The sequence below is a fragment of the Acidovorax sp. NN32 genome (assembly GCF_057597245.1).
Map to the genome: position 1 here is coordinate 1,895,872 of NZ_CP199679.1, position 12,078 is coordinate 1,907,949.

Consider the following 12,078-nt stretch of genomic DNA (forward strand, 5'->3'; position numbering starts at 1 on the left):
AGCGGGCTTGCTGGGTGCGGCGCGTACTACTGCCCGAGTCGTTGAAGATTCAGCCATTTGTCCGGGTCCTCTACATAGGTGCGGTGTGCAGTGCCGCGTGCGATGGATGTTAGCGCGCCGGTTGCGTTATTCAGAACGCGCCAGCGGTCTGCCAAGGGTAAATACAGGGCGAACAGGTTGTGCAGGCTGCGCTGAAAGCGGCGGGTAATGTCGGCGGGCGGGATGTTGTGCCCGCCCAGTTTCACGCGCAGGGCTACACGTTGGGTGGCCAGCTCTGCGCTGGGCAAGGCCACGTAATAGATATGTACTTGGTAGCCCTGTGCTTTGCAGCGGGCCAGAAACAGCGCAAAGGTGCGGCTGGACAGCGTGGATTCAAAGGCAAAGCTGACTTTGGCTGCTGCCAGCGTGCGCAAGCGCTGCAGCATGATGCGCCCGGCCTCGAACGCCACGGTTTCTGGGGCGTAGGCTGAGAGACCAGCCGCAATCTGGTCTGCATTGACGAACTCCAGAATGCCCAAGGCGTCCTTGAGCAGATAGGGCGCCGCTGTAGATTTGCCCGCGCCGTTCGGCCCGGCAATCACCACCACGGTGGGTTGCTTGGGCCTGGGTTGTGGCTTTGTGGCGCGGGCGGGCATGGCTTACTTGCCCCAGCTGTCCTTCAACCCCACCGCCAAGTTAAACACCGGCTTCCCTACCTTGTGGTCAATACGATCCGCCACAAAGTACCCGTGCCGCTCAAACTGAAACTTGTCGTCCGGCTTGGCATTGGCCAATGACGGCTCCACGATGGCGGTCACCACCTTCAGGCTGTTCGGGTTCAGGCTTTCAATAAAGTCCTTGCCGCCCGCGTCGGGGTGGGCGTCCAGGAACAGGCGGTCGTACATGCGCACTTCGGCATTCACGCCGTCGGCCACGCCCACCCAGGTGATGGCGGCTTTCACCTTCACGCTGTCGGCGCCGGGGGTGCCGCTCTTGGTGTCGGGCACCACGGTGGCCAGCACTTCGGTGATGACTCCGTCAGCATCCTTGGTGCAGCCGGTGCATTCGATGACGTAGCCGCCCTTCAGGCGCACCTTGTTGCCGGGGAAGAGTCGCTTGTAGCCTTTGGGGGGCACTTCTTCAAAGTCTTCGCGCTCGATCCAGACTTCTTTGCCGATGGTGAAGTGGCGCACGGGGCTTTCCACGCCTTCGGGTGGGTGGGGCAGGGCGGGCAGGCTGCAGGGCTCCAGGTGGCCTGCGCCCATCACGTCGTCCCAGTTGGTCAGCACCAGCTTGACGGGGTTGAGCACGGCCATGCCACGGTGGGCCTTCAGCTCCAGGTCTTCGCGCAGGCAGCCTTCCAGGGTGCTGTAGTCGATCCAGCTGTCGGACTTGGTCACGCCGATGCGTTCGGCAAAGGTCTGGATGGAGGCGGGCGTGTAGCCGCGGCGGCGCAGGCCCACGATGGTGGGCATGCGGGGGTCGTCCCAGCCACTGACCTTGTGGTCGTACACCAGCTGGGCGAGCTTGCGCTTGCTGGTGATGACGTAGGTGAGGTTCAGGCGCGCAAATTCGTACTGGCGGGGGGGCGGGCTGGCCAGGAGGCCACCTTCGGTCAAGCGCTCCAGCAGCCAGTCGTAGAAGGGGCGCTGGTCTTCAAACTCCAGCGTGCACAGGCTGTGGGTGATCTGCTCCAGCGCGTCCTCAATGGGGTGCGCGTAGGTGTACATGGGGTAGATGCACCAGGTGTCGCCCGTGTTGTGGTGGGTGGCGCGGCGGATGCGGTAGATGGCCGGGTCGCGCATGTTGATGTTGGGGCTGGCCATGTCGATCTTGGCGCGCAGCACCATGGAGCCATCTTCGTGCTGGCCGTCGCGCATTTCGCGGAACTTGGCCAGGTTTTCGGCCGGGGTGCGGCTGCGGAAGGGGCTGTCCACGCCGGGCTTGCTGAAGTCGCCCCGGTTGATGCGGATCTGCTCCACCGTCTGTTCGTCCACGTAGGCGTGGCCGGCTTCGATCAGGTACTCGGCGGCGCGGTACATGAAGTCGAAGTAGTCGCTGGCCTGGTAGGGAGCGGCGTCGGGTGCGCCGTTCCAGTCAAAGCCCAGCCATTTCACCGCGTCGATGATGCTGTTGACGTATTCGGTGTCTTCTTTTTCGGGGTTGGTGTCGTCAAAGCGCAGGTGGCAGATGCCGCCGTAGTCGCGCGCCAGGCCAAAGTTGATGCAGATGCTCTTGGCATGGCCCACGTGCAGGTAGCCGTTGGGCTCGGGCGGGAAGCGGGTGCGGATTTTGGCGGGGTCGGGCTCGCCCTGGGCGTGGTGGGCGGCGTCGCCGGGGGTGCCTGCCCAGCGGCGGGTTGTGTAGGTGCCTTTTTCCAGGTCATGCTCGATGATCTGGCGCAAAAAGTTGCTGGGCTTGACGGTTTCAGGGGCCGCAGAAGTGGGCGTGGCGGCGGTATTGGCGGGGGAGGGGGTGCTCATACAGCCATTTTAGGCGCCGGTTTCGTGATGGTTTACGCATAGAAACAGGCGCGTATACGTCCAGACACAACGTAAAGACGATTTTGTGCCATCCTTTTGCCTACTTGGTGCGTTATGTACCGGTGAGGTGAGTCCATTTGGCTGGCTGCCCTCGCTCAAACAGGAGATTTCCATGACGAAAACCCGTTCTATCTATGCCATGGCCGCTTCGGCTGGCGTGGCGCTGGCATTGCTGGCCGGCACGGGCGCAGCCCAGGCCCGCGACGTAAATTGGTCGGTTGGCATTGGCGTGCCTGGCGTGGTGGTGGGGGCCAGCAATGGCTACTACGCCCCCGCCCCGGTGTATGTGGCACCGCCCCCGCCCGTTTATTACGCGCCCCCTCGGCCCGTGTACTACGCGCCTCCCCCAGCGTATTACGCACCGCCCCCGGTCGTGTACTACGGTGATCGCGGCTACCGCCACCATCGGCACCACCGCCACCACGGATATGGCCATGGGTATGGCCACGGCCGCTGGGATCGTTGATCCCTCGTCTGATCCGCTGGCAGCCTGACCGGGTTGCCGCGTTGTGTAACCAACCTCTTGGGCGCCAGTCGCTCACAGGCAGCGTCTTTGCACAGGCTGCCTTTTACAGCGGCCCTTCGGGGCCGCTTTTCTTTTGACGCGGGAATTTTGGCGCGCGCACGGTGCGCGCGGGGCGCCGCATAATCGCGCACTCTGGCCTGCCAGCTTGGCAGGCGCAACGCCCCCGGAGTGCCGCATGTCTGTGAAGAAAAAAACCGTTTTTGTCCTGAATGGCCCCAACCTGAACCTGCTGGGTACGCGCGAGCCCGCTGTGTATGGCGCGGCCACGCTGGCCGATGTCGAAAAGCTGTGCGCCGATGCGTGCGAGCGCCATGGTTTTGCGCTGCGTTTTCACCAAAGCAACCACGAAGGCGCGCTGGTGGACTGGATTCACGAGGCAGGCCGCCTGCACGCAGCGGGCGAGCTGGCGGGCGTGGTCATCAACGCCGGGGCCTACACCCACACCAGCATTGCGTTGCACGATGCCACCAAGGGCACGGGCATCACGCTGATTGAGCTGCATATCAGCAATGTGCATGCGCGCGAGGCGTTCCGCCACCACTCGTACATGGCGGCAGCCGCCAAGGCGGTGATGTGCGGCTTTGGCGTGCTGGGCTATGGCCTGGCGATTGACGGCCTGGCGCAGTTGCTGGCCCAACAACCTGCGGCCTGACGTGGGGCGGGCAAGGGGACCCATAGATCTGTAGATATATGGCCCCGCCATTGCCCCTGCAGGTGTCTGAGGACGAGGTGGAGATCACCGCCATGCGCGCACAGGGCGCGGGTGGGCAGAACGTCAACAAGGTATCAAGCGCCGTCCACCTGCGTTTTGATGTGGCAGCCTCGTCGCTGCCCGAGGATGTGAAAGAGCGCCTGCTGGCCCTGCGCGACACGCGCATCACGCAAGAGGGTGTGGTGGTCATCAAGGCCCAGCAGTACCGCAGCCAGGAGCAAAACCGCACCGATGCGCTCGCGCGGCTGAACGCGCTGATCAACACTGTGGCCGTGCCGCCCCGGGTGCGCCGCGCCACCAAACCCACCTACGGGTCGAAACAGCGGCGGCTGGAGGGCAAGACCCAGCGCAGCGAGACCAAGGCACTGCGGGGCAGGGTACGCGACGGGTCTTGAACCGGGGCTCCCTGTGTGGTGGGTATCTCCACGGCCATCGTCGATGGCGCATTGGCATCATCTGTAGAACAATCTGTCCGGCCAGCAGGGCTTGGTACCAGGTGCTATCAGTCCTACATTCATTGCATTCACGGATGGAATTGCCATGACTGCCTTTGCCCAAGCCCCCCTCACTGCTCCCGCTGTGGTTCCCGCCTTGTTCGTATCGCACGGCGCGCCGCTGTTTGCCATCGATGCTGGCACCACCGGCCCCGCGCTCACGCAGTGGGGTGAAAACCTCAAGGCGCAGTACCCTGGCCTGCGGGGCGTGGTCATCATGTCGCCGCACTGGATGGCGCGTTCTGCCCAGGTCATGACCGGCCCGCAGCCCGCCACGTGGCACGACTTTGGCGGTTTCCCGCCCGCGCTGTACCAGCTGCAATACCCCGCCTCAGGCTCGCCTGCGCTGGCGCAAGAGGTGCTGGGCCTGCTGCAGGCCGCCGGTGTGGCCGCACAGGGCGATGCCGCGCGCCCCTTTGACCATGGCGCCTGGGTGCCGCTGATGCATTTGTTCCCGCAGGCCGACGTGCCCGTGGTGCAGGTGGCTCTGCCCGTGGGCGCAGGCCCGGCCGATGTGTATGCACTGGGTGCCGCGCTACGCAGCCTGCGCAGCCAGGGCGTGCTGGTGGTGGGGTCCGGCAGCATGACGCACAACCTGGCCGAATTCTTTGGCGGCGAGCGTGCGCCCGCGCCGTATGTGCTGGAGTTCAGCCGCTGGATCGAGGATGCGCTGGCCCGTGGCGACATGGCCGCGCTGCTCAACTACCGTACCCAGGCCCCCCATGCCAGCCGCGCCCACCCGACCGAAGACCATTTCTTGCCCATCTTCTTCGCGCTGGGCGCGGCGGGCGACGATCTGCACGCAAACTACTTGAGCCGCGAGGTGATGTACAGCATGCTGTCGATGGATGCTTTTGCCCTGGAGCCTGTCGCAGGACGGGCGGGTTAAGTAAGTTTTTTAGCTAAAAATGCCGCTGGCGCTTGTCTATGCTCAATCTACCGCTCACATTTTTGCAGCGCCCCGCTGCTTCCACCACCCCCCGCCCCTGGCTGCTGGTGCTGATGCACGGCGTGGGCAGCAACGAGCAGGACCTGTTCAGCCTGGCGCCGCAGATCCCGGATCGGTTCCACGTGCTCAGCCTGCGCGCACCGTTTCGCATGGGGCCGGGCGCGCACGCGTGGTTTGATTTTTCCATCGAACCGGGAGGCGAGCGCACCATCAACGAAGAGCAAGAGGCGCAAAGCCGAGCCCTGGTGGCCCAGGCGGTCGAATCTGCCGCCGAGCAACTGGGCATTCCGCCCGAGCGCGTGGTGGTGGGCGGCTTCAGCCAGGGCGGCATCATGGCGCTGTCGCTGCTGCTGACCCGGCCCGCGCTGATGCAGGCCGCGCTGGTGTGGCACAGCCGGCTGCTGCAGCAGGTGGTGCCTTTGAGTGCACCTGCCGATGCGCTGCGGGGCAAACGGCTGTGGCTGAGCCACGGTACGCACGACAACGTGATCCCGCTGGCCCACGCGCAGGCCATTGCGCACCACATGGCGCCGCTGCCGGTGACGGTGACGTACCACGAGTTCCCCAGCGCGCACGAGATCCGACCTTCTGAGCTGGCGGCCACGGTGGCGTGGCTGGAGTCATTGTCGACAACGCCAACGGCGTTTTAGTCGCGGGCTTCCGGGGCGCGGTCTACATCGCGTTGCCGGCGCCTCATCCAGCAGGTTTCCAATCCAGCAGATCCCCAGGGGGGATTGATAGGGAACGCCCTGCGCCGCAGCCGCTCGGACAAGGGTTGTTCCCGTCTTGAAGGAGATCCGATGCCTGAAAACGAAACCGCCGAGTTCCGCCCCGCGCCACCGCGCGCATCCTCCACACCGTGGATCATTGCCGCCGTGCTGGCCTGTGCGGTCGGCGCCGGAGCCGCCTGGTGGTTTTGGCTGCGCCCGGTGGAGGCCCCGGTGGCGCCGCCCCCCGTGGCCAGCGTACCCGAAGCGCCCGTGGCCCCACCGCCCATGCCCGAGGCATCGGGTCCCCAGAACCCTGTGGATGCGCTGGCCCCGGCAGACACCGCCTTGCCCGCATTGGCTGAATCCGACAAGCGAGTGGCGGAGCTGCTGGCCGAATTGCTCGGTAGCGACAAGGTCGCGTCGTTCTTGTTGACCGAAGGTTTTGTCCGCCGCGTGGTGGCCACGGTAGACAACCTGGGCCGCGCCCAGGCCCCGTCGCGCATGTGGCCGGTACAGCCCATGCCGCAGCGCTTTGCGGTGGACGGCGAGGGCGATGCGCCCACTACCATTGCCACCGCCAATGCGGCCCGCTACGGCGCCTTTTTGACCTTTGCCGAAGCCGTGCCGCTCGAATCTGCCGTGGCCTTGTATGCGCGGCTGTACCCGCTGTTCCAGCAGGCGTATGAAGAGCTGGGCTACCCCAAGCGCTACTTCAACGACCGCCTGGTGGCCGTGCTGGACCACTTGCTGCTGGCGCCCGAACCCAAAAGCCCGCTGCGCGTGAAGCTCACGCCCGTCAACACCGATGTGCCCAACCTGCGCCCGTGGGTGCGCTATGAGTTTGTGGACCCGGCGCTGGAATCGCTCTCCAGCGGGCAGAAGATTCTGGTGCGGATGGGGCCTGCGAACCAGGCGCGCGCGAAAGCGCTGGTCCGTGATCTGCGCAAGCGCGTGGCAACCAGCGAGTTGCAGCTCCCCCAGCGGTGAAGGATGTGAGGGGCTGCTGCGCGCTGGCTACAGCGGCAGTGCCATGGTGCGCTTGACCTCCTTGAGCGAGAAGCTCGTGGAAATCTCACGCACCCCGGGCAGGCTGCGCACATGGGTGCGCACATAGTCGGCGAACGATGCGAGGTCGGCCGCCACCACCTCCAGCTGGTAGTCGTAGCGTCCCGAAAGGTTGTGGCACGACAACACCTGGGGCATCGCCATGACCTCGCGCTCCAGGGCCGAAGTGGTGTCAGCCGTGTGGTCGTGCAGCGCCAGCTGCACAAAGCCCAGCACGCCCCAGCCCACACGCTGGCGGTGCAGATGGGCGTGGTAGCCCGCAATCACGCCCGCATCCTCCAGCGCGCGCACGCGCCTCCAGCACGGGGAGGTGGACAGCGAAACCGCTTCGGCCAGATCGCCCACGGTGGCGCGACCATCGCGTTGCAGGGCGTTGAGGATCGTGCGGTCCACGGGGTCGAGTGGATGAGGGTGCATGGCAGTGTGTCCTGCAGATTGGGTAATTTGAGGCAAATTTTGCCTTCTTTGATCGTATGTAGGGCAAATAAGGCGAAAACTTACCCGTTGATGGGTTGAAGAATCTCCCTATTCCAAGGAGACCACCATGACCCGCACATCCGCCACCGGCTTCAGCACCCGCGCCATCCACCATGGCTACAACCCGGCCGACCACCAGGGCGCACTGGTGCCGCCCATCCACACCTCGGCCACTTTTGCCTTCCCCGATGTGGCCTATGGCGCGCGCTGCTTTGCAGGCGAGGAGCCCGGCTACTTCTACACCCGCATCGCCAACCCCACGCTGGCGCTGCTGGAGGGGCGCCTGGCCAGCCTGGAGCAGGGCGCAGGCGCCGTGGTGTTCGGCTCGGGCATGGGGGCCATCACGGCCACGCTGTGGTCTATGCTGGAGCCGGGCGATGAAATCCTGGCCGACCTTACGCTGTATGGCTGCACCTTCTCGTTTTTGCACCACGGGCTGGGCCGCTTTGGCGTGAGCGTGCGCCATGTGGACATGACCGACCCGGCCCACGTGGCCGCCGCGCTGAGCCAGAAGACGCGCGTGGTCTACCTGGAAACCCCGGCCAACCCCAACATGCGGCTGGTGGACATTGCCGCCGTTTCGGCCCTGGCCCACGCCCAGGGCGCCAAGGTGGTGGTGGACAACACCTACTGCACGCCTTACCTGCAGCAGCCCCTGCTGTTGGGTGCCGATGTGAGCGTGCATTCCATGACGAAGTACCTCGGTGGCCATGGTGACCTGACCGCAGGCGCGGCCGTGTTTGCCGATGCAGAACTGGCCCAGCGCGTGCGCCTGTATGGTCTTAAAGACATGACGGGTGCTGTGATGTCGGCGCAGGACGCGCACCTTGTGATGCGCGGCCTCAAGACGCTGGCGCTGCGCATGGACCGCCACTGCCAGAGCGCTCAGAAAGTGGCCGAGTTCATCGCCGCCCACCCGGCTGCGGCGGCCGTGCACTACCCCGGCTTGCCCAGCTTTGCCCAGCACGCGCTGGCAAAGCAGCAGATGCGCCAGATGGGCGGGATGATCGCTTTTGAGCTGCGTGGTGGCCTGCAGGCGGGCGTGCGCTTCATGGACGCGTTGCAGCTCGTCACCCGCGCCGTGAGCCTGGGCGATGCCGAGACGCTGGCCCAGCATCCGGCCAGCATGACGCATTCCACCTACACGCCCGAGCAGCGTGCCGCCCACGGCATTGCCGAAGGGCTGGTGCGCCTGTCGGTCGGCCTGGAGGACCTGGATGACCTGCTGGCCGATATTGGCCAGGCACTGGACCTGGTGCAGGCGCTGGATTTCAAGGCCGAGCCCACTACGGGGAAGACTGCGGCAGCGGCAGCGCCGTCTTGTAACGCACCTGCTTGAGCGCGAAGCTGGAGCGGATCTTCTCCAGCCCTGGAATGGGGGAAAGCTGTTCGACGATGAAGCGCTCCAGCGCCGCAATGTCGGGCAGTGCCACGCGGATGAGGTAGTCCGAGTCGCCGCTCATCAGGTAGCACTCCATCACCTCATCGTGCTCGGCAATGCGCTGTTCAAAGTCGGCCAGCGCTTCCTTGCTCTGGCTTTTCAGGCTGATGCTGATGAACACGTTCAGTCCCAGCCCCAGTGCGGCGGCGTTGGCCAGCGCTACATAACGGGCGATGACACCCTCGGTCTCCAGTGCCTTCACGCGTGCCAGGCAGGGAGACGGCGAGAGATGCACACGCCGGGCCAGCTCCACGTTGGAGAGCGAGCCATCGGCCTGCAGTTCGGCCAGTATGCGCAGATCGGTGGTGTCGAGCTTCATATGCTGCAATATTGGTTTTTGGTGGAATATTGTGCTGCTATAGATGGCTAATTTTCGCGATTCGGCATCACATTTTTTGCAAATCCTTCTAGAGTGTGCTCCTATGAACGCCCCCTTGCCTTCCCATCTGCTCCACACCCAGGATGCCCTGGCCGACACTGACCCCCAGGAGACCGCCGAATGGCGCGACGCCTTTCTGGCCCTGGTCGCCACCGAAGGCCCCGAGCGGGCGCGGCACATGCTGCAGGAGCTGGTGCGGGTGGCGCGCGCACAGCGGATTGGCTGGCAGCCCGACCTGAACACGCCGTACGTGAACACCGTGGCGGTACACAACCAGCCCGTGTTTCCCGGCGACTTGGCCATCGAGGAGCGCGTGGCCTCCATCGTGCGCTGGAACGCGCTGGCCATGGTGGTGCGCGCGAACCAGGCGTATGGCGAACTGGGTGGCCACATCGCCAGTTATGCGAGCGCGGCCGACTTGTTCGAGAGCGGCTTTAACCATTTCTTCCGTGCACGTGAGGGTGTGGGTGAAGGCCAGCACCGGGGCGACCTGGTGTTCTTCCAGCCCCACAGCGCGCCGGGCGTGTATGCACGCGCATTCCTCGAAGGGCGTTTGTCCGAAAAAGATCTGATGCATTACCGCCAGGAGCTGACCGCTCCGGCTGCGGGCGCACAAGGCCTTTCGAGCTACCCACACCCGTGGCTGATGCCGGACTTCTGGCAGTTTCCCACCGGCTCGATGGGCATCGGCCCCATCAGCAGCATCTACCACGCGCGCTTCATGCGCTACCTCACGCACCGCAATCTGCTCGACTGCAGCCAACGCAAGGTGTGGGGCGTGTTTGGCGATGGCGAGATGGACGAGCCCGAATCCATGAGTGCCTTGACTCTGGCCGCGCGCGAGGGCCTGGACAACCTGGTCTGGGTGGTCAACTGCAACCTGCAGCGGCTGGACGGCCCGGTGCGCGGCAACGGCCGCATCATCGACGAGCTGGAGCGCCTGTTCGCCGGTGCGGGCTGGAACGTGGTCAAGCTGGTCTGGGGCAGCGACTGGGACGGCTTGTTCGCCCGCGATCTGACCGGCGCCCTGGTGCGAACGCTGGAAGGTACGGTGGACGGCCAGATGCAGACCTTTGCCGCCAAGGACGGACGCTTCAACCGCGACAACTTCTTCGGCCAGAACCCCGAGCTGGCGGCCCTGGCCCAGGGCATGACGGACGAGCAGATCGACCGCTTGAAGCGCGGTGGGCACGACCTGGTGAAGATCCACGCTGCCTACGCTGCTGCCAGCGCGCACAAAGGCCAGCCCACGGTGATCCTGGCGCACACCAAGAAGGGCTACGGCATGGGCACGGCCGGCCAGGGCAAGATGACCACGCACAGCCAGAAGAAGCTGGACGAGACGGACCTCATCGAGTTCCGCAACCGCTTCAACCTGCCGCTGTCCGACGAGCAGGCTACGAGCCTCGCCTTCTTCAAACCTGCCGAAGACAGCCCCGAGATGCGCTACCTGCGCAGCCATCGCCAGAACCTGGGCGGCTACCTGCCGCGCCGCGAGACGGCCTGCGAGGCGCTGCCCGTGCCGGCGATCGAAAGCTACGCCCAGTTCGCGCTACAAGCCGATGGCAAGGAGATGAGCACCACCATGGCCTTCGTGCGCATGCTGGGTACCTTGCTCAAGGACGCCACGCTGGGCCCGCGCATCGTGCCCATCGTGGCCGACGAGGCGCGCACCTTTGGCATGGCCAATCTGTTCAAGCAGGTCGGCATCTACAGCAGCGTGGGCCAACGCTACGCGCCCGAGGACATCGGCTCGGTGCTGAGCTACCGCGAGGCGCTGGACGGCCAGATTCTGGAAGAAGGCATCAGCGAAGCCGGCGCCATTGCGAGCTGGACGGCAGCCGCCACCAGCTACAGCGTGCACGGCCTGGCCATGCTGCCGTTTTACATTTACTACTCAATGTTCGGCTTCCAGCGCGTGGGCGATGCCATCTGGGCCGCGGCCGACCAGCGTGCGCGCGGCTTCTTGCTGGGCGCCACGTCGGGCCGCACCACGCTGGGCGGAGAGGGGCTGCAGCACCAGGATGGATCGAGCCACTTGGTGGCGGCCACCATCCCCAACTGCAAGGCCTACGACCCAGCCTACGCAGGCGAGATGGCCGTGATCATCGATGCTGGCATGCGCGAGATGGTGACCGAGCAGCGCGACGTTTTCTACTACGTGACACTGATGAACGAGAACTACGCCCAGCCCGACCTGCCCGCCGGTGCGGCAGAAGGTGTGTTGCGTGGTTGCTATGTTTTTAAGAGCTACTCGCGCTTGATAGATAGGCGCGAGAGCACGATTTCATCCAAATCCGTCACCCTGATGGGCTCTGGCGCCATCCTGACCGAGGTGGTCAAGGCCGCCGAACTGCTGGCCGCAGAAGGCGTGGAAGTGACAGTGCTCAGCGTGACCAGCTGGAGCGAGCTGGCGCGCGATGGTGTGGCGTGCGAGCAGCGTTGGCTGGCGGGCGAATCCGCGCCTGCATCCGCATGGCTGGCGCAGCAGCTGGCCCCAACACGCGGGCCTGTGATTGCAGCCACCGACTACGTGCGCGCCGTGCCCGAGACGGTGCGGGCACTTGTCCCCGAGGGCCGCAAGTATGTGACCCTGGGCACGGACGGATTTGGACGCAGCGACACGCGCGCTGCACTGCGCCAATTTTTTGGCGTAGACGCTTCCAGCGTGGCCCAAGCTGCACGACGCGCGATGGCCGCTGGCTGACGAACACGGGCGCCATGTGGGCGCCTGCTGTCGTTCCGCGACTTCGCAATTCCGCCGCCGGGGTGGGGTGGGTGAATGCCGTTGCCCAATTCGGCG

The 12,078-nt window shown here is 65.1% G+C and carries 12 protein-coding genes; 8 read left to right on the forward strand and 4 right to left on the reverse strand.

Going from position 1 to position 12,078, the window contains the following annotated elements; all coding sequences use genetic code 11:
- Positions 1 to 26: 26 nt before the first annotated feature.
- The gene (locus ACT89O_RS08735; RefSeq protein ID WP_121419525.1) at positions 27 to 635 is read right to left on the reverse strand and encodes an ATPase; all 609 of its coding nucleotides are present in this window, start codon (positions 633 to 635) and stop codon (positions 27 to 29) included.
- Between the two features lie 3 nt (positions 636 to 638).
- Complete coding sequence (locus tag ACT89O_RS08740; protein WP_487262369.1) at positions 639 to 2,462, reverse strand: glutamine--tRNA ligase/YqeY domain fusion protein; 1,824 nt, start codon at positions 2,460 to 2,462, stop codon at positions 639 to 641.
- Positions 2,463 to 2,634: 172 nt separating this feature from the next.
- On the opposite strand from ACT89O_RS08740, the gene ACT89O_RS08745 reads away from it, so the two are divergent.
- From ACT89O_RS08745 to ACT89O_RS08770, 6 genes are all read left to right on the forward strand, one after another.
- Positions 2,635 to 2,988 carry a hypothetical protein gene (locus ACT89O_RS08745; protein WP_055393575.1) on the forward strand — a complete coding sequence of 118 codons (354 nt, stop codon included), beginning with the start codon at positions 2,635 to 2,637 and terminating at the stop codon, positions 2,986 to 2,988.
- Between the two features lie 235 nt (positions 2,989 to 3,223).
- Positions 3,224 to 3,700, forward strand: coding sequence for a type II 3-dehydroquinate dehydratase (gene aroQ, locus ACT89O_RS08750; RefSeq protein ID WP_010460374.1), 477 nt, complete (start codon positions 3,224 to 3,226; stop codon positions 3,698 to 3,700).
- A 38-nt stretch (positions 3,701 to 3,738) separates the two neighbouring features.
- Positions 3,739 to 4,155, forward strand: a complete 417-nt coding sequence (arfB, locus tag ACT89O_RS08755; protein WP_055393573.1) for an alternative ribosome rescue aminoacyl-tRNA hydrolase ArfB — start codon at positions 3,739 to 3,741, stop codon at positions 4,153 to 4,155.
- 145 nt (positions 4,156 to 4,300) lie between these two features.
- A complete protein-coding gene (locus ACT89O_RS08760) occupies positions 4,301 to 5,143 on the forward strand; it encodes a DODA-type extradiol aromatic ring-opening family dioxygenase (protein ID WP_218299275.1) in 843 nt (280 codons plus the stop codon).
- A gap of 38 nt (positions 5,144 to 5,181) precedes the next feature.
- A complete protein-coding gene (locus tag ACT89O_RS08765; RefSeq protein WP_055393569.1) occupies positions 5,182 to 5,853 on the forward strand; it encodes an alpha/beta hydrolase in 672 nt (223 codons plus the stop codon).
- 150 nt (positions 5,854 to 6,003) lie between these two features.
- Entirely contained in the window at positions 6,004 to 6,900 is an 897-nt protein-coding gene (locus ACT89O_RS08770; RefSeq protein ID WP_487262370.1) for a DUF3014 domain-containing protein, read from the forward strand.
- Positions 6,901 to 6,927: 27 nt separating this feature from the next.
- Here ACT89O_RS08770 and ACT89O_RS08775 read toward each other — a convergent pair whose 3' ends face one another.
- Positions 6,928 to 7,395: an Lrp/AsnC family transcriptional regulator gene (locus ACT89O_RS08775; protein WP_008903283.1), complete on the reverse strand. Its 468-nt coding sequence runs from the start codon at positions 7,393 to 7,395 to the stop codon at positions 6,928 to 6,930.
- Between the two features lie 127 nt (positions 7,396 to 7,522).
- Between ACT89O_RS08775 and ACT89O_RS08780 the strand changes: the two genes are divergently transcribed.
- A complete protein-coding gene (locus ACT89O_RS08780) occupies positions 7,523 to 8,794 on the forward strand; it encodes a methionine gamma-lyase (RefSeq protein WP_176885405.1) in 1,272 nt (423 codons plus the stop codon).
- On the opposite strand, the gene ACT89O_RS08785 is transcribed toward ACT89O_RS08780, so the two are convergent.
- Positions 8,742 to 9,215 carry an Lrp/AsnC family transcriptional regulator gene (locus ACT89O_RS08785; RefSeq protein ID WP_055393562.1) on the reverse strand — a complete coding sequence of 158 codons (474 nt, stop codon included), beginning with the start codon at positions 9,213 to 9,215 and terminating at the stop codon, positions 8,742 to 8,744. The genes ACT89O_RS08780 and ACT89O_RS08785 overlap by 53 nt on opposite strands.
- A gap of 103 nt (positions 9,216 to 9,318) precedes the next feature.
- Here ACT89O_RS08785 and mdeB point away from each other — a divergent pair, with 103 nt between their 5' ends.
- Positions 9,319 to 11,982 (forward strand): alpha-ketoglutarate dehydrogenase, encoded by a 2,664-nt coding sequence (gene mdeB, locus ACT89O_RS08790; protein ID WP_487262371.1) that lies wholly within the window; start codon positions 9,319 to 9,321, stop codon positions 11,980 to 11,982.
- Positions 11,983 to 12,078: the final 96 nt, after the last annotated feature.

Bases quoted from the DNA above. Each gene is read 5' to 3' on its own strand.
- ACT89O_RS08785 (WP_055393562.1), bottom strand. From the start codon at position 9,215: ATGAAGCTCGACACCACCGATCTGCGCATACTGGCCGAACTGCAGGCC.
- ACT89O_RS08770 (WP_487262370.1), top strand. From the start codon at position 6,004: ATGCCTGAAAACGAAACCGCCGAGTTCCGCCCCGCGCCACCGCGCGCA.
- ACT89O_RS08735 (WP_121419525.1), bottom strand. From the start codon at position 635: ATGCCCGCCCGCGCCACAAAGCCACAACCCAGGCCCAAGCAACCCACC.
- aroQ (WP_010460374.1), top strand. From the start codon at position 3,224: ATGTCTGTGAAGAAAAAAACCGTTTTTGTCCTGAATGGCCCCAACCTG.
- mdeB (WP_487262371.1), top strand. From the start codon at position 9,319: ATGAACGCCCCCTTGCCTTCCCATCTGCTCCACACCCAGGATGCCCTG.
- ACT89O_RS08745 (WP_055393575.1), top strand. From the start codon at position 2,635: ATGACGAAAACCCGTTCTATCTATGCCATGGCCGCTTCGGCTGGCGTG.
- ACT89O_RS08740 (WP_487262369.1), bottom strand. From the start codon at position 2,462: ATGAGCACCCCCTCCCCCGCCAATACCGCCGCCACGCCCACTTCTGCG.
- ACT89O_RS08780 (WP_176885405.1), top strand. From the start codon at position 7,523: ATGACCCGCACATCCGCCACCGGCTTCAGCACCCGCGCCATCCACCAT.
- ACT89O_RS08775 (WP_008903283.1), bottom strand. From the start codon at position 7,395: ATGCACCCTCATCCACTCGACCCCGTGGACCGCACGATCCTCAACGCC.
- ACT89O_RS08760 (WP_218299275.1), top strand. From the start codon at position 4,301: ATGACTGCCTTTGCCCAAGCCCCCCTCACTGCTCCCGCTGTGGTTCCC.
- ACT89O_RS08765 (WP_055393569.1), top strand. From the start codon at position 5,182: ATGCTCAATCTACCGCTCACATTTTTGCAGCGCCCCGCTGCTTCCACC.
- arfB (WP_055393573.1), top strand. From the start codon at position 3,739: ATGGCCCCGCCATTGCCCCTGCAGGTGTCTGAGGACGAGGTGGAGATC.